This window comes from Geothrix mesophila, from assembly GCF_022808835.1.
Lineage (GTDB): Bacteria > Acidobacteriota > Holophagae > Holophagales > Holophagaceae > Geothrix > Geothrix paludis.
Window position 1 is genome coordinate 1,311,110 of sequence record NZ_JAKZLD010000001.1, and the last position, 16,683, is coordinate 1,327,792.

At 68.5% G+C, this 16,683-nt stretch carries 19 protein-coding genes; 9 read left to right on the forward strand and 10 right to left on the reverse strand.

Annotation, left to right across the window (positions count from 1 at the left end; genetic code table 11):
- Entirely contained in the window at positions 1 to 1,080 is a 1,080-nt protein-coding gene (amrS, locus tag MLG87_RS05925; protein ID WP_243294270.1) for an AmmeMemoRadiSam system radical SAM enzyme, read from the forward strand.
- Between the two features lie 5 nt (positions 1,081 to 1,085).
- Positions 1,086 to 1,601, forward strand: coding sequence for a YbhB/YbcL family Raf kinase inhibitor-like protein (locus MLG87_RS05930; protein WP_243294271.1), 516 nt, complete (start codon positions 1,086 to 1,088; stop codon positions 1,599 to 1,601).
- An 11-nt stretch (positions 1,602 to 1,612) separates the two neighbouring features.
- Here MLG87_RS05930 and MLG87_RS05935 read toward each other — a convergent pair whose 3' ends face one another.
- Complete coding sequence (locus tag MLG87_RS05935) at positions 1,613 to 2,143, reverse strand: flavin reductase family protein (RefSeq protein ID WP_243294272.1); 531 nt, start codon at positions 2,141 to 2,143, stop codon at positions 1,613 to 1,615.
- A gap of 155 nt (positions 2,144 to 2,298) precedes the next feature.
- Between MLG87_RS05935 and MLG87_RS05940 the strand changes: the two genes are divergently transcribed.
- The 4 genes from MLG87_RS05940 (at position 2,299) to MLG87_RS05955 (ending at position 4,237) form a co-directional block, all read left to right on the forward strand.
- Positions 2,299 to 2,757, forward strand: a complete 459-nt coding sequence (locus tag MLG87_RS05940) for an SRPBCC family protein (RefSeq protein ID WP_243294273.1) — start codon at positions 2,299 to 2,301, stop codon at positions 2,755 to 2,757.
- Positions 2,744 to 3,088 (forward strand): ArsR/SmtB family transcription factor, encoded by a 345-nt coding sequence (locus MLG87_RS05945; protein WP_243294274.1) that lies wholly within the window; start codon positions 2,744 to 2,746, stop codon positions 3,086 to 3,088. The genes MLG87_RS05940 and MLG87_RS05945 overlap by 14 nt, the downstream gene beginning before the upstream one ends.
- Positions 3,089 to 3,159: 71 nt before the next feature.
- Entirely contained in the window at positions 3,160 to 3,726 is a 567-nt protein-coding gene (locus tag MLG87_RS05950) for an SRPBCC family protein (RefSeq protein ID WP_243294275.1), read from the forward strand.
- A 205-nt stretch (positions 3,727 to 3,931) separates the two neighbouring features.
- Complete coding sequence (locus MLG87_RS05955; protein ID WP_243294276.1) at positions 3,932 to 4,237, forward strand: hypothetical protein; 306 nt, start codon at positions 3,932 to 3,934, stop codon at positions 4,235 to 4,237.
- Between the two features lie 342 nt (positions 4,238 to 4,579).
- On the opposite strand, the gene rsmI is transcribed toward MLG87_RS05955, so the two are convergent.
- The 6 genes from rsmI to typA form a co-directional block, all read right to left on the reverse strand.
- Positions 4,580 to 5,428, reverse strand: coding sequence for a 16S rRNA (cytidine(1402)-2'-O)-methyltransferase (gene rsmI, locus MLG87_RS05960; protein WP_243294277.1), 849 nt, complete (start codon positions 5,426 to 5,428; stop codon positions 4,580 to 4,582).
- A gap of 274 nt (positions 5,429 to 5,702) precedes the next feature.
- Positions 5,703 to 6,536, reverse strand: coding sequence for a hypothetical protein (locus MLG87_RS05965; RefSeq protein WP_243294278.1), 834 nt, complete (start codon positions 6,534 to 6,536; stop codon positions 5,703 to 5,705).
- A 112-nt stretch (positions 6,537 to 6,648) separates the two neighbouring features.
- Positions 6,649 to 7,050, reverse strand: a complete 402-nt coding sequence (locus MLG87_RS05970; protein WP_243294279.1) for a YdcF family protein — start codon at positions 7,048 to 7,050, stop codon at positions 6,649 to 6,651.
- Positions 7,035 to 7,349, reverse strand: coding sequence for a hypothetical protein (locus MLG87_RS05975; RefSeq protein WP_243294280.1), 315 nt, complete (start codon positions 7,347 to 7,349; stop codon positions 7,035 to 7,037). The genes MLG87_RS05970 and MLG87_RS05975 overlap by 16 nt, the downstream gene beginning before the upstream one ends.
- Before the next feature lie 31 nt (positions 7,350 to 7,380).
- Entirely contained in the window at positions 7,381 to 8,790 is a 1,410-nt protein-coding gene (locus tag MLG87_RS05980) for a hypothetical protein (protein WP_243294281.1), read from the reverse strand.
- A 136-nt stretch (positions 8,791 to 8,926) separates the two neighbouring features.
- Entirely contained in the window at positions 8,927 to 10,753 is a 1,827-nt protein-coding gene (typA, locus tag MLG87_RS05985) for a translational GTPase TypA (protein WP_243294282.1), read from the reverse strand.
- A gap of 142 nt (positions 10,754 to 10,895) precedes the next feature.
- On the opposite strand from typA, the gene MLG87_RS05990 reads away from it, so the two are divergent.
- Positions 10,896 to 12,137: a type IV pilus twitching motility protein PilT gene (locus MLG87_RS05990; protein WP_243294283.1), complete on the forward strand. Its 1,242-nt coding sequence runs from the start codon at positions 10,896 to 10,898 to the stop codon at positions 12,135 to 12,137.
- 49 nt (positions 12,138 to 12,186) lie between these two features.
- Positions 12,187 to 12,462 carry an HU family DNA-binding protein gene (locus tag MLG87_RS05995; RefSeq protein ID WP_243286548.1) on the forward strand — a complete coding sequence of 92 codons (276 nt, stop codon included), beginning with the start codon at positions 12,187 to 12,189 and terminating at the stop codon, positions 12,460 to 12,462.
- Positions 12,463 to 12,505: 43 nt separating this feature from the next.
- Here the strand turns inward: MLG87_RS05995 and MLG87_RS06000 are convergent, their stop codons facing one another.
- The gene (locus MLG87_RS06000; protein ID WP_243294284.1) at positions 12,506 to 13,942 is read right to left on the reverse strand and encodes a pyridoxal phosphate-dependent decarboxylase family protein; all 1,437 of its coding nucleotides are present in this window, start codon (positions 13,940 to 13,942) and stop codon (positions 12,506 to 12,508) included.
- Positions 13,943 to 13,987: 45 nt separating this feature from the next.
- Between MLG87_RS06000 and MLG87_RS06005 the strand changes: the two genes are divergently transcribed.
- Positions 13,988 to 14,257: a DUF493 family protein gene (locus MLG87_RS06005; protein ID WP_243294285.1), complete on the forward strand. Its 270-nt coding sequence runs from the start codon at positions 13,988 to 13,990 to the stop codon at positions 14,255 to 14,257.
- A 492-nt stretch (positions 14,258 to 14,749) separates the two neighbouring features.
- Here MLG87_RS06005 and asnS read toward each other — a convergent pair whose 3' ends face one another.
- Together asnS and MLG87_RS06015 are read right to left on the reverse strand one after the other, a co-directional pair.
- A complete protein-coding gene (asnS, locus tag MLG87_RS06010) occupies positions 14,750 to 16,051 on the reverse strand; it encodes an asparagine--tRNA ligase (RefSeq protein WP_243294286.1) in 1,302 nt (433 codons plus the stop codon).
- A 58-nt stretch (positions 16,052 to 16,109) separates the two neighbouring features.
- On the reverse strand, positions 16,110 to 16,466 hold the full coding sequence (locus MLG87_RS06015; protein WP_243294287.1) for a response regulator: 357 nt from the start codon (positions 16,464 to 16,466) through the stop codon (positions 16,110 to 16,112).
- Positions 16,467 to 16,683: the final 217 nt, after the last annotated feature.

The following is a 16,683-nucleotide window of genomic DNA, read 5'->3' on the forward strand; positions in this document are numbered from 1 at the left end:
ATGGATCCCACCTCCCACTCCGCTCGCTGGTGGCACCGCCTCGACGATGGACGGATCCAGTGCGACCTCTGCCCCCGCGACTGCAAGCTGGGCGAGGGCCAGCGCGGTGCCTGCTTCGTCCGGCAGAACCTGGGCGGCGCGATGGTCCTCACCACCTACGGCCGCTCGTCGGGCTTCTGCGTCGATCCCATCGAGAAGAAGCCTCTGAATCATTTCCTCCCGGGCTCGCGGGTGCTGTCCTTCGGCACCGCGGGCTGCAACCTCATGTGCAAGTTCTGCCAGAACTGGGACATCAGCAAAGCGCGGGACATGGACCGCCTCACGGACCGAGCCTCGCCGGAGGGCATCGCTGGGGCTGCCGCCGCCTCCGAGTGCCGGAGCGTGGCCTTCACCTACAACGATCCGGTGATCTTCGCGGAGTACGCCATGGACGTGGCCGATGCCTGCCACGAGCGCGGCCTCCGCACCGTCGCCGTGACGGCCGGCTACATGCACGCCGAGCCCCGGCGGGCCTTCTACGCGAAGATGGACGCCGCCAACGTGGACCTCAAGGCCTTCACGGAGGGGTTCTACGCGCGCCTCTCCGCGGCCCACCTCCAGCCGGTGCTGGACACACTCCTGTACCTCCGGCAAGAGACGGAAGTCTGGATAGAGATCACCACCCTCCTCATCCCGGGACAGAACGATTCCAGCGAGGAGCTCGCGGCGCTGTCCGCCTGGATCGCCCGGGAGCTGGGCCCCGATGTCCCCCTCCACTTCACCGCCTTCCATCCGGACTACAAGATGACCGATCTGCCCCGGACGCCCGCATCCACCCTCACCCGGGCGCGGGAGATCGCCCTCGCCGCCGGCCTCCGGTACGTCTACACCGGCAACGTGCACGATGCCGCGGGGGGGACGACTTACTGTCCCGGCTGCCAGGCCCCCCTCATCGTTCGCGACTGGTACCGCATCGAGCGGAACCGTCTGGGTCCGGATGGCCGCTGCCCGGACTGCGGCGCCGTGATCCCTGGCCACTTCGAGGCCGATCCCCAGTCCTTCGGCCGCCGGCGCATCCCCCTCGCCATCCAGGATTTCTGACGCTCATGATCCCCATCCTGCTGCTCCCCGCCCTGCTGGCCCTCTCGCCGGCGAAGGAGGCCCGCATGGAACTCCGGATTTCCGCCTTCCCGAACGGGGGCACGATCCCCCGCGCCCACACCGCCGACGGCGCCGACCGCTCCCCGGCCCTCCAGTGGGACGAGCCGCCCGCCGGCACCGTCGCCTTCGCCCTGATCGTGGATGACCCGGACGCCCCCGCCGGCACCTGGGTCCACTGGGTCCTCTATGATCTGCCGGGAACGGCCCGGTCCCTGGCGGAGGACCAGCCCCGCACGGCGGATCTTCCGGGTAGCGCGCACCAGGGAAAGAACAGCTGGGGTCGTCTGGGCTGGAACGGCCCCTCGCCCCCGCCTGGAAAGCCCCACCGCTACTTCTTCCGCCTCCTGGCCCTCTCAGCCCCCCTGGGCCTCCCTGCCGGCGCCAGCCGGGCCCAGGTGGACGCGGCGATGAAGGGGAAGGTCCTGGCCGAGGGCACCTGGATGGGCACCTACGGGCGCTGAGCGGCCGGGCCTCAGGGCTTGCCGGACTTCAACCGGATGGTCTCGCCGTCCACCACGAAGACGCCGTACCCCTGGTGGTGGAGGGTCTTCGGCTTCTTCTGCGCGGGGTCGATCCAGGCCTGCACCACCTCCAGCACGAAGAGGTTGTAGCGGTTCACGAAGCGCGTGTCCGCGACCCGGCACTCCAGGTTCGCGAAGCACTCGGCCACCAGCGGCGCGGCCACCTTCTTCGCCGGCAGGGGCGTGAGGCCGAAGGCCGCGAACTTGTCCAGGTCGCGGCCCGAGGCGTTGCCCACCTTCACCACCTGCTTCGCCAGCCCGGCCGCGGGGATCGCGATCACGCACTCCCGCGTCTTCCGCAGGGCCTCGAAGCTGTGGTTGGCGCCGCTCACCAGGCAGCCCACCAGGGGCGGATTGAACTCCATCATCATGTGCCAGGACATGGCCATGACGTTGGCGCGCCCCCGCTGAGCCGTGGTGAGGAGCACCACCGGTCCCGGCTCCAACAAGGTGTACACCTCTGGCAGTGGAAGGGCCCTCATCATGGCGCGTCTCCTTCCCCCGGCCCCCGTCCGGGAGTGACCCGATCCAAGCCTACGCCGGGCCGGAAGGTCCGCATCGGCCCTGGCAAGAAAAAATGCAACCAGGGGGTTGCATCATTCCCCGACTCGCTTAACATGCAACCAGGAGGTTACGCATGACGACATCGACCACCGACTGCATCAGGAAGGAGATCCATCTCCGCGCTCCCCGGACTCGGGTCTGGAAGGCGCTGTCGGACGCCGAGGAGTTCGGCACGTGGTTCGGGATGAAGCTGGAGGGGCGCTTCGCCCCCGGTCAGCCGGTCTTCGGACGGATCACCCACCCCGACTACTCGCACATCCACCTGGAAATGAGGATCGAACGCATGGAAGCCGAGCGCCTCTTCTCCTACCGCTGGCACCCCTATCCCATGGACATGAAGCGGGACTACTCGATCGAACCCATGACCCTCGTGGAGTTCCACCTCGAAGCGGCCGAGGGCGGCACCCTGCTCAAGGTGGTGGAGTCCGGCTTCGACCAGCTGCCTCCGGATCGGCGCGACGAGGCCTTCCGCATGAACGATGGGGGCTGGACGAGCCAGCTGGTCAGGATCGAACGCCATGTCACGAGCTGAGGCCCTCTCCTCTACGCGGCTGAAGGATGCGGCCCCGCTCTTCGCCGCCCTGGGGGATGCCACGCGTCTGGGCCTGCTCGTGAGCCTCTGCTCCGGGGGGCCGCTCACCGTCACGCGTCTCAGCGGCCAGTTCGACGTCTCCCGGCAGGCCATCACCAAGCACCTCGACGTGCTGGCCGAAGCGGGGCTCGTCAAGAGCAGCCGCCAGGGAAGAGAGCGCATCTGGACCTTCGAGCCCAAGCGCCTCGAGGATGCCCACCAGTACCTGGAGCGCCTGTCCAGGGAGTGGGACGTCGCCCTGGGGCGGCTCAAGGCCTTCGTCGAAACCTGACATCCAGAGGAGGCCCATGCCCCAGTCCTGACCCTGTGCAGCCCTCTTCGGGCTCGAGGAACTCGCCGATCGTGCCTGGCGTCATTCTCTTTTCCTGTACTGAAACGAACTCGAAACCGATTCATCGCCTGCCAATGCAGGTGAAGCGGGCTGTGTCCCGAAAACACAACGGAGGTTCTATGGTCGACATCATTCATCGCGTGGGAATCAAGGCTTCACCGGAAAAGGTGTACTCCGCATTGACGACCCTCGAAGGCCTGGCGCACTGGTGGACTGAAGACACGGAAGGGAATGCCGCGCTTGGCGGAGCCATCACGTTCTCCTTCCGGTCGCCCGCCGGGGATCTCATCGGAAAGATGGCGATGACGGTCCAGGAGCTCAAGGCTCCCGACGAGGTGCGATGGCTCTGCACCGAGGGGCCTTCGGATTGGTTGGGAACCTTGATCACGTTCCAGCTTTCCCGGCAGGACAATCAGACCATCGTCCTGTTCGGTCACCGGAACTGGGCTGAATCGACCGAGTTCATGGCCCACTGCAGCATGAAGTGGGCGACCTTCCTCCTGAGCCTTCGCGCCTACGCGGAGGCGGGTGCCGGAAAGCCCTCGCCCGGCGACCTGAAGATCGACAACTGGAATTGAGGGCTGCGAGTGGGGCGTTGAAACCCCGGAATCCGGTGCCGCGGAACCGGGCCCGATCTCTTGATCTGCCCCTACAATCACAGACAAGCCATCGAATCCTCTGGAGAGCAGAAACCTGAACCTCACGCTCCGCCACAAGGCCCAGGCCATCCTCCGAGAGGCGGGATGGGACCTCGCGCCGCCACCTGTGATCTGGTCCCCGCGCATGGCCCGGTGCGCGGGGCTCTTCGTGATCGAGAAGGACTCGCGGGGGAAGTGGCATCCCGAAATCCGCCTCAGCATCCCCCTGCTGCGCCGCCGCGACTGGCCCTGGCCCCAGCCGGTGTGCGGGATGAACTGCCACACGCCCGACGACATCCAGCGGCGCATCCTCGAGCACGAGCTGATCCATTTCAAGCTCTGGATGGACCGGGAGAGGGACTGGGGCCATACGGAGCGGTTCCGGCAGCTGGCCTGGGAGGTGTTCGGGCACCAGAGCATTACCCACGGCATCGGCTCGGAGTCCGAGTAGTCCCGAGCGCGAGTTCGGCATGACTCGCTCCTTGTGGGGCCCGCTCTGCAGGCTCCCCCGGAGCCTGCTCTGCGACCCACATGGTCGCGACCCACGGCATCGGCTCAGAGCCCGATTAGTCCAGCGCGCGAGTTCGGCATGATTCGCTCCCTGTGGGGCCCCGCTCCGTAGGCTCCCCTGGAGCCTGCTCCGCGACCCACATGGTCAAACTCGCTCCCTGTGGGGCCCCGCGAAGCAGGCTCCACCGGAGCCTGCTTCGCGACCCACATGGTCGCGACCCACGGAATCGGGCACGAGTCGGGGTGAGGGCTGGGACAGGCCCGCCGGAGGATCCGGTCTTCCCTAGAGGTCGGCCGCCAAGCGGTACAGCTCGGAGGCGGACACACCCAGGTGCTTGGCCAGGGGCTTCACCGCTTCGCGGAGGGTCATGCCGCCTTCACGGGCGGCGGCAAGGTAGGCCTTCGCCCAATCCGGCAGGGTGCCGTCGAACGCCGCCTGCTCGTCGTTGACGATCCGCTTGGCCCCGGCGCCCGCCAGCACCAGCACCATCTCGCCGCGGTCCTCGCGGCCCAGCTGGGCCTTCACCTGGTCCGGCGTGCCGCGGTACCAGGTCTCGTGCAGCTTGGTCAGCTCGCGGCCCAGGGCCATCTCGCGGTCCGGCAGCAGCTCCGAGAGGTCGGACAGGGTCTCGTGGATGCGGTGGGGCGTCTCGAAGACGACCACCGTCTCCTCCTCGGCGCCCAGCTTGCGCAGCAAGGTGCGCCGCGGCTCGCTGCGGTTGGGCAGGTAGCCCCAGAAGCTGAAGGCGTGGCTGGGCAGGCCCGAGGCCACCACCGCCAGCAGCACGGCCGAGGCGCCGGGCAGCACGGTGACCTTGGCTCCGGCGGCCCGGGCGGCCCGGGCGATCTCGAAGCCGGGATCATTGATACCTGGCATGCCCGCGTCGCTGCAGTAGGCCACGGTTCGGCCCGAGGCCAGCTCCAGGCCGATGCGCTCGTAGGCCGCGGCGCCGGCGTGGTCGTCGAAGCGCAGCAGGGGCTTGTCCAGTCCCAGATGCTTGAGCAGGCCGCCGGTGCGGCGGGTGTCCTCGCAGGCCACCAGGTCGGCCTCCGCCAGGGCCTCCTTCGCGCGGTCCGTGAGGTCGCCGAGGTTGCCGATCGGGGTGGGGACAAGGATGAGGTGGCCAGTCATAACCCATCCAGTCTGGCAGCCCTCGATCAGACGCGACAAAGGCTCCGCCTCCGAAAGCCCGCAGGGCGAGCGGGAGCGCCCTGCGAGGCAGGGGGCGTCAGGCGGAAGTCGCGTCCTCCCACTCAGCCCGCGCTTTCGCTTGGCTTCGCGGAGAGGGGCCCCCGGTTGCCGATGGGCGTGGGGACAAGAATGAGTGGCCGGCCATGGCTTCATTCTGGCAGGGCAGGCGGAGGGCGTCGCATCCGCAACGCCCCTCCGGTCCTGTTTCCGAGGCCTACTTTGCAGCCGCCGCCTTCGGAGCGGGCTTGGCCGTCCAGGCTTTCCAGAACTCGGGGTCCGCGGCAATGTCCCCGGCATCCGGATAGCTCATCTTCGGATCCACGGCCAGCAGCTGGGCGTCCTCCCGCAGGAAGCAGTCGGCGACGAGCTTCGAAAGGCCTTTGAGTTCCTCGGGACCAGCGGATTTGGCCATCTTCTCGTCATCGGCCATGGTCGCATCCGCATCGGCCAGGCTGTGCAGCGGCACCACCCAGAGGAACGTGGGATTGGCGGTCCCAGCCACGGCCTGGTACACGGCCCACCGGGGCTTCAGGCCCGCCTTCTCGCAGAGCTCGGCGTATTTCTTCGCGCCAGCCGCGAACTCGGCGTCGTGGCCCGGCTTCACCTGGATCGTGGAGGTCCAGTAGTAGCGGGGCGCCATGTTCCCGATCTCCCGGCTGAGGTCCCCACGCAGCATGTAGGCCGCGCTGCTGTAGGTCGTGATGTACTCGGCATCCTTGACGGCCAACGCCTCGACCTGAGCCTTGAGGGCCGGGTGCTTCTCCATGTAGGCCTGCTGCGCCTCCATGCCCGCCAGGGAATCATAGAACCACACCCACGTGGCCTGGTTCGCGCCGACCACCGGCACCAGGCCCAGGAAGTGGTAGGGGCTCTTCGCCTGGGCGAGGACCTTGGACCAGGCGAACTCGTTCTTCTGGTGGGCGGCTTCCTTGCCGGGCTTCACGTCCTCCACGCCGATGCGCAGGACCTTGGGCCAGCTCGGGACCGGCGGTTCGCCACCCACGAGCGTGGCGCCGAGGGAAAGGCAGAGCAGGATCCGGGTGTCCATGGACTCCTCCTTGAGTGAGGCCCATGAGGCTACGCCAAAATGCTCACGAATATATCTTTTTTTTAAGATACCTTGTAAGCATCTACACGCGATTCATGCCGATCATCCATAATCACGTTACCCGGTTGAGCTGTCGTTCGCTGCGGATCAGGCGGCTGTAGGCCAGGCCGGTGTGGTACCAGTGCAGGAAGAAGGCTTCGAGGGCGGCCCTCCGCCACCAGGCCAGGCTTCCCGGCGTCGGGGGGCAGCTGGGCGCGGGGCTGCAGCGCACCGCCAGGCCCAGGCCCCGCGCCAGCGTCCCCGCCCTGGCCAGGTGCAGGTGGTCGGAGACCAGGATGAGGTTCCGCCAACCCTCGGTACGCAGGGTCTCCCGCACATGGAACAGGTTCTCGAGGGTGTGCTGGCTCTGGTCCTCGGTCCGGAGCGCCTCCTCCGGGATTCCCTGGCTGCGCAGCCACGCGCAGCCCGCCTCGGCCTCGCTGAGCTGCGCGCGTCCCGTCAGCCCGCCCGCCACGAGGATCCGCGGGGCGAGGCCCTGCCGCCAGAGCCCGCGGCGTGGGCCAGGCGAGCCTCAAAGGTCTTCGTGGGGCGGTCCCGCTCCAGCCGGCGACCCAGCACCAGGATGAGGTCCGAGGGCTCCACGGGATCGCCGCCCGCCCCCCGGAGCACGCGCCGCATCCGCCACCAGACCGGCAGGCCCAGCAGCAGCACCGCCGAACCCGAGGCCAGGAGGAAGGACGCCAGTCCCCCCGGTCCCAACTTCTGCAGGAAGGTGGACCGGGGCGGAGCGGTGTAGGGACGGTCCGGCGCCATGCTTCAGGATGCCATCCCGGCCGGCGAGGGGTCAGCGGCGGATGGTGGGCGCCACCAGGGGAGGCGGCGCGGGGGCCGGCGCGGGACGCGCCGCCGGGGCGAGGGGACGCACCGCCTGGACCGGCTCCGGCCCCTTGAACAGGATCTGGGCCGGGGCGCTCTTCGCCTTCCCCACCAGCAGGCTCACGGACAGGAGGCCGGGCGTGGCGCGGCGGTAGCGGTCCGGAATCGTGACGTGCAGCACCTTCTCGCCCGCCTGGAGGCTGGCGCCATCGTCGTCCGCGGTCCGGCCCGCATCCTCGGCGGGGATGGCGGTGGCCTCCTCCCCGTTGAACACCACCTTCGGCACCTCCTGCCCGAGGTGCCTGGCGTAGATCCGGATGCGGAAGGCCGCGGCCCGGTCGCCCACCTTCAGCTCCGTCGGATTCAGGCGCGTGATCTGCGGGCCAGGACCGATGATCCCCGGAATCGTGGCGCCCGGATTCGCGGTCCCGGCCTGGACTCCGGGAAACGCCGTCCGGGCGGCGGTCACCGCGGCCGCCTGGGAGAGGGCGGGGATCGCGGGCCGGGCCGAGGTGCGGACCGGGAGGCTGAAGGTGACCACCTTCTCCGGCGTGGCGCCGCTGTCGTCCATCACGGCGATCCGGAGCTGGCCGGGCTTGGCCGGGCGGTAGCGCTCGGGGATGGTCACGTGGATGAGGCCCTCGCCTCCCTTCGTGAAGCTGCCGTCATCGTCGTAGTAGTGGACGCGGTCCTCCGCGGACACCGCGCCGCCTCGATCGCCGTTGAAGACCACCTTCAGCGCGTTGGGGCTCAGGTGGGTGCCGTAGATCTTCAGCCGGAAAGAGGGCTGGGGCGCCCCGATCTGGATGTCGGAGGGGACGATGCGGGTGAGCGCCGCCGGAGCGCTGGGCGGGGGCGTCGTCACCGGCTTCACGGCGCCGGCGGGCGCCACATCGATGGTCTTGATGGCGGACCAGGGGCTGCTCAGCTGGTGGGACCCGCTGGGATCGCTCGCCCCATCCGCGCCGGCCGACACCCAGAGCTTCACCTGGAGGTGGCTGCCCGGCTCGCTGAGGAAGCGCCCGGGATCCACGGCCAGCAGGATGACCGTGCTTGCGCAGGCGCCCAGCACTCGGGCGCCGTTGTCCCAGACCGCGGGCACCCAGGCCGTGGCCCGGTCACCGCTGGGCGAGACGCCCCGCACGTAGATGTGCTGGTAGCCGCCCTCGGGCCCGGCGGGGTGCCCGAGGTCGCCGTCCGGCGGCGCGAGGTTGGCGCCCGTGAGGGTGATCACCACGCGACCGTAGGCATCCAGCCAGCCGGCGGACTGGGGGTAGACCATCTGGGGATCGGCCTTGGCCAGGATGGGCATGGGCAGCCCCTGGGCGGATCCCAGGGTGGAGAGGGCCAGACCGAGGAAAACGGCGGCGAGGCGCATGAGGGACCTCCGGGCCAGAACGCACCGGAAGGGGTTTGCCCCTCAGCTACGCTCCAGGAAAAAAGGGATGAGCCCTGGAGCATATACGGGAAGCGCCCCGGGACTCAAGCCCCGGGGCGCTTCAGACGGCCTGACCTCAGGCCTCGGTGCGCTTTTCCGACTTCTTTCTTTCGTTGGTGTCGAGCACGCGCTTGCGCATGCGGATGAAGTTGGGGGTGACTTCCACCAGCTCGTCGGCCTCGATGTACTCCAGGGCCTGCTCCAGGGTGTGCTCCCGGGGCGGGGTGAGGCGGGTGGCCTCGTCGCTGCCGCTGGCGCGCATGTTCGACAGCTTCTTGCCCTTGGCCACGTTCACCACCAGGTCGTTCTCGCGGGCGTGCTCGCCCACGATCATGCCCTCGTAGCAGCGGGTGTTCGGGTGGATGAAGATGACGCCGCGCTCCTCCAGGTTCATGAGGGCGAAGCCCACGGCCTCGCAGGACTCCATGCTGATGAGCACACCGTTCTTGCGGCCCGGCAGCTCGCCCTTGTAGGGGCCGTAGTGGCTGAAGAGGCTGTGGAGGATGCCCTCGCCGCGGGTATCGGTCATGAACTCGCTGCGGAAGCCGATGAGGCCACGGCTGGGGATCTTGAAGTGCAGGCGCAGACGGCCGCCCTCGTTGCCCATGTCCTGCATCTCGGCTTTGCGGTTGCCCATGTGCTCCATCACCACGCCCATGAAGGCCTCGGGAATGTCGATGGTCACGTCCTCGTAGGGCTCCAGCTTCTCGCCGGTCTCGGGATCCGTGTGGAGGATCACCTCGGGGCGGCTCACGCAGAGTTCGAAGCCCTCGCGGCGCATGGTCTCGATGAGCACGGAGAGGTGCAGCTCGCCGCGGCCGCTCACCTTGAAGGAGTCGGGGCTGTCGGTGTCCTCCACGCGAAGGGCCACGTTGTGCTGCAGCTCCTTCTGGAGGCGCTCGCGGATGCGGCGGCTCTGCACGTGCTTGCCGTCCTGGCCCGCGAAGGGCCCGGCATTCACCATGAACATCATGGAAATGGTGGGCTCGTCGATGTCCACATAGGTCAGCGCCACGGGGCTCGCGGCGTCGGCGATGGTCTCGCCCACGCGGATGTCGGGGATACCCGCCAGGGCCACGATCTCGCCGGCGCTGGCCTCCGTCTGCTGGATGCGGGACAGACCCTCGAAGCCGTAGAGCTGGGTGACCTTGTGCTGCTGGACGCTGCCGTCGCGCTTCACCACCGCCACGGTCTCGCCCACCTTGAGGCGGCCGTTCACGATGCGGCCGATGCCGATCTGGCCGACGAAGTCGCTCCAATCCATGAGGGTCACGAGCATCTGCAACGGCGCGTCGGGGCTGCCCTGGGGATGGGGGCAGTGCTTGACGATGGTGTCGAAGAGGGGGTCCAGGTTCTCGCTGGCGTCGTTCATGTCCAGCATGGCGTAGCCCTGCTTGGCGCTGGCGAAGACGCAGGGGAAGTCCAGCTGCTCCTCCGTGGCGCCCAGCTCGATGAGCAGGTCGAAGACCTGGTCCTGGGACCAGAGCGGGCGGGCGCCGGGGCGGTCCACCTTGTTGATGACGACAATCGGGCGCAAACCGAGCGCCAGGGCCTTGCGGGTCACGAACTTGGTCTGGGGCATGGGGCCGTCGAAGGCGTCCACCACCAGCAGGACCGAATCCACCATGGAGAGCACGCGCTCCACCTCGCCGCCGAAGTCGGCGTGGCCGGGCGTGTCCACGATGTTGAAGCGGTAGCCGCCCCAGTGCAGGGAGGTGGTCTTCGCCAGGATGGTGATGCCGCGCTCGCGCTCCTGGTCGTTGCTGTCCATGGCCCGTTCCTGGACGCGCTGGTTGTCCCGGAACATGTGGGCGCCCTTGAACAGGGCGTCCACGAGGGTGGTCTTGCCATGGTCGACGTGGGCGATGATGGCGATGTTGCGGATCTTCTCGAGCGAGGTCATCGGGCTCCCGGCAGTCCAGGCACAAGCCCGGCAGAACCTTTGATTTTACCAGACGCGAGGCTGATTTCCGAGCCCTGATTGCAACCCCTTCCATTGTCGCGCCAGGGGTCTAAGATAAGCGGACCCTCACCGGGAGAACCCCATGCATATCAACGAACTGCTCACCGTGGTCTGCGAGCAGGGCGCCAGCGACCTCCACCTCAAGGTCGGCAACCACCCCATCGCCCGCATCAAGGGAAAACTCACGCCCATGACGCAGTTCAAGCGCCTGGTGCAGGAGGACACCATCGCCATGGCCTACGCCATCATGGCCAGCGACAAGCAGAAGGCGAAGTTCAAGGAGAACCTCGACCTCGACATCGCCTATTCGGTGCCGAGCCTGGGCCGCTTCCGCTGCAACATCTTCAACCAGCGCGGCACCGTGGGCCTCGTCCTCCGCGTGATCCCCCGGAAGATCTACACCATCGACGACCTGATGCTCCCCAAGGTCCTCAAGACCATCTGCCAGGAGCAGCGCGGGCTCGTGCTGGTGACGGGCACCACGGGATCGGGCAAGTCCACGACCCTCGCCGCCATGATCGACCTCATCAACGCCACCCGGTCCGAGCACATCCTCACCATCGAGGACCCCATCGAGTACCTGCACCGGGACAACCTCAGCATCGTGAACCAGCGCGAGGTGGAGGCGGATTGCAAGACCTTCGCCACGGCCCTCCGCGCCGCCCTCCGCCAGGACCCGGACGTGATCCTCGTGGGTGAGATGCGCGACCTGGAGACCATCGAGACGGCCCTGCACGCTGCCGAGACCGGCCACCTGGTCTTCAGCACCCTGCACACCCTGGACGCCACGGAGACCATCAACCGCGTCATCTCCGTGTTCCCGCCCCACCACCAGAAGCAGATCCGCCTCCAGATGGCGGCGGTGCTCAAGGGCATCATCTCCCAGCGCCTGGTGCCACGGGCCGATGGCCAGGGCCGCGTCCCCGCCGTCGAGGTCATGGTGGCCACGGAAACCGTGCGCACCTGCATCGAGGACAAGGACAAGACCAAGATGCTGAAGGACGTCATCGCGGCGGGCACGGCCCAGTACGGCATGCAGACCTTCGACCAGAGCCTCTACTTCCTGCTGCGCCAGGGTCTCATCACCGAGGAGGAGGCCCTGCTGCGCGCCACCAACGTGGGCGAGTTCAAGCTGCGGCTCGAAGGCGTCATGGCCACGGCGGACATGGCCCGGGCCAACATGGAGCGCGGCATGTCCATCGCCCAGGGCGGAGGCCGGGAATCCGGCGCGCCGTCGGCCCCGCCCCAGGTCCAGCCCCCCGCCCCGGGCATGCCCATGGCCATGCCTCCGGGCACCGACGTGAAAATCACCCTGGCACGCTGACCGCCCTTCCCCTTATCCTGGCTCTCCCACCCCCGAACCGAGGTCGCCGATGATCAAGATCGACATCGCCAATTCGCTGATGAAGGTTCATCCCTGCTCCCGCGCCACCGCCCTCCAGGTGGTGGACCTCCTCACGGAGCGCCTCAAGGACGCCCTCCTGAACGGGCACCGCATCGAGATCCGGGGCTTCGGCGTCTTCGAGCCCCGTCCCCGCAAGCGCGGCATGGGCCGGAACATCAAGACCGGCGCCAGCGTCCAGATCCCCAAGGGCAAGAGCATCCGCTTCAAGCCCGGGAAGGACCTGCGGGAGATCGAGGTCGGGTAGCCTGCGCGCCACGCTGGCGCGTTGCGCGGTGAAAAGGCAGTGATCAGGCGAACTTGGCCGCCTCCGATTGGAGACGGTCCAGGGCTTCGTCCACCTGGTCCTTGTGCGTTCGCGCCGCGAGGATGGCCAGGCGCAGGTGGAAGGCGCCGTTCAGCTTGGTGCCGCTGAGGAAGACCCGGCCCTCGGCCGTCAGGCGCTGCAGCAGGGCCTGGTTGAAAGCATCGGCGTCGCCGGCCTTGGGCAGGAAGCGGAAGGCCAGGACGCTGAGCTGGGGTGCGGGGCCCGGATCCACACCGGGCATCCCCTGGAGCCGGCCGTAGGCGTACCGGGCCAGGAGGAGCTTCTCCTCCAGGGCGGCGCGGAAGGCCGCTACGCCATGCACCTGGAGGGGCAGCCACAGGCGCAGGGCGCGGGCGTGCTTGCTGAACTCCAGGGTCGTTTCCGAGGGGCTCAACTCCTCCAGGTCCTCCGGCGGCGAGGGCAGGTAGTCCGCCTCGAAGGCGTGGGCTCGCCGCAGGGGCTCCAGGTGCCGTGTCAGCAGGGTCCCCAGGCCCAGGGGCGCGAAGAGGCCCTTGTGAGGGTCCAGCACCAGGCTGTCGCTGCGCTCCAGCCCCCGGAGGGTGGCCTTCCCCAGGTCCGTCAGGGCGAAGGAGGCCCCGTAGGCCCCGTCCGTGTGCAGCCACAGGCCGTGGCGGGCGGCCAGGTCCGCGCAGGCCTCCAGGGGGTCCACGGCGCCGGTGTTGGTGGTGCCGGCGGTGGGCACCAGCAGCCAGGGGCGCAGGCCCGCCCGCAGATCCGCCTGGATGGCGGCCTCCAGAGCCTCGGGGCGCATCCGGAAATCAGTGTCCGTGGGGATCTCCCGCACGGGCGCCTCGGCCATGCCGGCCACCCGGAGGGCCTTCACGAGGCAATGGTGGGCCTGGTCCGACAGATACACACAGGCCTTCGGATAATCCGCCGCCTTGAGGCCCGCAGCCTCCCGCGCCGTGCAGACGCCCACCAGGTGGGCCATGCTGCCCCCCGCGGCCAGGTTGCCCGAGCTGCCCTCGGGCAGGCCCATCTCCCGGGCCAGCCAGCCGAGAACCTGGTTCTCCATCCGCACGGCGCCGGGCCCCGCGAAGAAGTAGGCCGCATAGCGGTTGGTGAGGGCCGCCAGCAGGTCACCCAGGGCCCCCGTGAAGAGGGAGGAGGGCGGGATGAACGCCAGATGGCGGCCGGAGGCCCCGTTGGCCCCCACGCCATCCACGTGCTCGCCCAAGGCGCCCAGCACCTGGGGGAAGGGGCGCCCCGCCTCGGGAATGGGGAAGTCCGCCAGGCCAGCCCCGGGCCGGTCCTTCTGCACGAACGCAGGGGCCTCCGGCAGGGCCCGGAGGAATCCCTCGGCATAGCCCCGGGCCGCATCCCACAGCGCCGCCCGCGTTTCAGCTCCGGGGTCCAGCAGCCGCGACTGCGCTTCCAGGTCCTTCAGACGATCCAGCACGGGGGGCCTCCGACCCTCCAGCCTACCAAGGGGTACAATGACGTCATGGAAGCTTGCCGCCGCCCCGAAGTCACCTACCCCAACCGCATCCCCATGAAGATCATCGGGCGCCAGGAGGAACTGCGCCCCGACATGGTCATGGAGCTGATCCTCGCCCACCTGGGGCCCCAGGCCGACGGCGACGAGCAGCACACCGCCGCCTGCAAGGGCGCCTTCATCAGCTACACCTTCTGGGTCACCCTGCCCCACAGCCAGGCCGAGACGCCCCTGCGGGAGGCGATCCAGAAGCTGCCGGGCGTGGTGATGCAGCTGTAGCTCCACTCCGGAAAAGGATTTCCACGAAGGACACGAAGGGAAAATGCAAGGGCACCAAGAGACGATCTTGGTACCCTTAGATTCTTTCTTCGCGTCCTTCGTGGAGATCTTTCCTACGGCCTCAAAGTTCCCATCATGCGGGGATACGGGATGGTCTCGCGAACGTGCGGTGCGGGGACCCGCCGGCCCGAGTCGAGCCGGGGCCAAGCGCCGCCCCGCGGCGCACGCCCCGGCGAGGCTGCCGCCCGGGATCGCAAACCGCAGGCGCAGCGGGAGCGGTATCGTGACCGACCCCTAAGGCCTGAGCGTCCCCATCATGCGCGGGTACGGAATGGTTTCGCGGACATGCGGTGAGGGACGCAGCGGGTCGCAGAGCGGGCTGCACCGGCAGCCGGCGGCGCGGGGTCCCGCCGGCCCGAGTCGGAGCAGGGCGCAGCCCTGCGGAGGCTGCCGCCCGCGATCGCGCAGCGGGAGCGGTGTCGTGACCGAGCGCTACGGCCTGAGTGTGCCCATCATGCGGGGATACGGAATGGTCTCCCTCACATGCGGCAGCTTGCAGATCCACGCCACGGCGCGCTCGAGGCCCATGCCGAAGCCGGCGTGGGGGACGCTGCCGTACTTGCGGACGTCGAGATACCACTCGTAGTCGGCGCGGCTGAGGCCCTCGTGCTCGATCTGGTCCAGGAGGTACTGGAGGCTGGAGGCGCGCTCGCCGCCGCCGATGACCTCGCCGTAGCCCTCGGGGGCCAGCAGGTCGGCACCCAGGGCCAGGCGGGGATCCTGAGGGTCGGGCTCCATGTAGAAGGCCTTGAACGCCTTGGGGAAGCGGTGCACCCAGAGGGGCTTGTCCGTGGCGTTCATGAGGATGGTCTCGTCGTCGTTGCCGAAGTCCTCGCCCCAGTTGATGTCGCTGCCCAGCGCCTTCAGCTTCTCCACGGCCTCGGTGTAGGTCATGCGGTCGAAGGTGGTGTTGAGGGCGGTCTCCAGCGGCGCCGTGTCGCGCTCGAGGATCTTCAGCTCCTCCTGGCGAGTCTCCAGCACGCGCTGGATCAGGAACTTGGTCATGCGCTCACCCAGGGCCATCACGTCGTCCAGGTGGGCGAAGGCCATCTCGGGCTCCACCATCCAGAATTCCGTGAGGTGGCGCCGAGTCTTGCTCTTCTCGGCCCGGAAGGTGGGGCCGAAGCAGTAGGTCTTGCCGAAGGCGGCGATGCCCGGCTCCTGGTAGAGCTGGCCCGACTGGCTGAGGAAGGCCATGCCCTCGTGGAAGTACTCGGTGCCGAAGAGGGTGCTGGTACCCTCGCAGGCGCTGGGTGTGAGGATGGGCGCGTCCAGCAGGGTGAATCCGTCGCCATCGAAGAAGTCGCGGATGCCCTTCACCAGGGTGTGGCGGATGCGGAGGATGGCCCACTGGCGCTTGCTGCGCAGCCAGAGGTGGCGGTTCTCCATGAGGAACTCGGTGCCGTGCTCCTTGGGCGTGATGGGGAAGTCTGTGCTCCCTCCCACCAGCTCCAGCGACTTCACCAGCAGCTCCGGCTGGCCGGTCTTGGGGTGCTGCTGCACCACGCCGGTCACGGTGATGGCGGATTCCTGCGTGAGCTTCCCGGCCAGCTCGTAGCTCTCGGGATCGGCCTCGGCGGCCCCCACCACGCACTGCACGAAGCCGGAGCCGTCCCGCAGCTCGACGAAGCGGGTCTTGCTGGTGCGGGCATTGCGGACCCAGCCCCGCAGCCGGACGGTCTCGCCGACCTGGCCGGCGAGGAATCGGACTTCGGTGAAGGGCTGGCTGGTCACGGGGGCTCCTGGGCCTAAACCTCTATTGTGCCCGGGGAAAGGAGCCGGCTCCAGGGTCCTATCCCAGAAGGGAGTCGATCTTCTCCCTGAGCGATTCCTGGGTGAACGGCTTCACCACGTAGGTGCTCACGCCGGCCTCGAGGGCCTGGACGATGTCCTGGGTGGCGGCGTGGGTGGTGACCATGAGGATGGGCATGGTGGCGCCCCGGCTCCGCACGGCCCTGGCGAACGCGATCCCGTCCATCTCCGGCATGTCCCAGTCGGTGATGATGAGGTCCACCCCGCCCCGATCCAACTGCTCCAGCCCAGACCGGCCGTTTTCGCCCTCCACCACGTCCGTATGCCCCAGACGGGAGAGGTTGCCGATGATGATGCGCCGCATGGTCGGGGAATCGTCCACCACGAGGATCTTCACGGAGGCTCCAGGGAAGGGGAGGCGCCCGGGGCGCTCCCGGCATTGTCTCCCAATCAGAACGGTTTGGAACGTCGTCAAATCTGGCCCCGGCGGCCCCCGGTCCGGGACCGGGCTGGGATAGACTTGGGTTCGTGCGCGCGCCCCGCGGGGGCGCACCCCGGAGGTTCCATGCCCGAAGCCCAAGGCCCCTGCCCTCCGCAGCCTAACCCAGACCCCG

Coding starts and splice junctions, on each gene's coding strand:
- typA (WP_243294282.1), bottom strand. CDS start 10,753: ATGACCTCGCTCGAGAAGATCCGCAACATCGCCATCATCGCCCACGTC.
- MLG87_RS05995 (WP_243286548.1), top strand. CDS start 12,187: ATGATCAAGATCGACATCGCCAATTCGCTGATGAAGGTTCATCCCTGC.
- MLG87_RS05945 (WP_243294274.1), top strand. CDS start 2,744: ATGTCACGAGCTGAGGCCCTCTCCTCTACGCGGCTGAAGGATGCGGCC.
- MLG87_RS05940 (WP_243294273.1), top strand. CDS start 2,299: ATGACGACATCGACCACCGACTGCATCAGGAAGGAGATCCATCTCCGC.
- MLG87_RS05930 (WP_243294271.1), top strand. CDS start 1,086: ATGATCCCCATCCTGCTGCTCCCCGCCCTGCTGGCCCTCTCGCCGGCG.
- MLG87_RS06005 (WP_243294285.1), top strand. CDS start 13,988: ATGGAAGCTTGCCGCCGCCCCGAAGTCACCTACCCCAACCGCATCCCC.
- amrS (WP_243294270.1), top strand. CDS start 1: ATGGATCCCACCTCCCACTCCGCTCGCTGGTGGCACCGCCTCGACGAT.
- MLG87_RS05965 (WP_243294278.1), bottom strand. CDS start 6,536: ATGGACACCCGGATCCTGCTCTGCCTTTCCCTCGGCGCCACGCTCGTG.
- MLG87_RS05990 (WP_243294283.1), top strand. CDS start 10,896: ATGCATATCAACGAACTGCTCACCGTGGTCTGCGAGCAGGGCGCCAGC.
- MLG87_RS05980 (WP_243294281.1), bottom strand. CDS start 8,790: ATGCGCCTCGCCGCCGTTTTCCTCGGTCTGGCCCTCTCCACCCTGGGA.
- MLG87_RS05935 (WP_243294272.1), bottom strand. CDS start 2,143: ATGAGGGCCCTTCCACTGCCAGAGGTGTACACCTTGTTGGAGCCGGGA.
- MLG87_RS05955 (WP_243294276.1), top strand. CDS start 3,932: ATGGCCCGGTGCGCGGGGCTCTTCGTGATCGAGAAGGACTCGCGGGGG.
- MLG87_RS05975 (WP_243294280.1), bottom strand. CDS start 7,349: ATGGCGCCGGACCGTCCCTACACCGCTCCGCCCCGGTCCACCTTCCTG.
- rsmI (WP_243294277.1), bottom strand. CDS start 5,428: ATGACTGGCCACCTCATCCTTGTCCCCACCCCGATCGGCAACCTCGGC.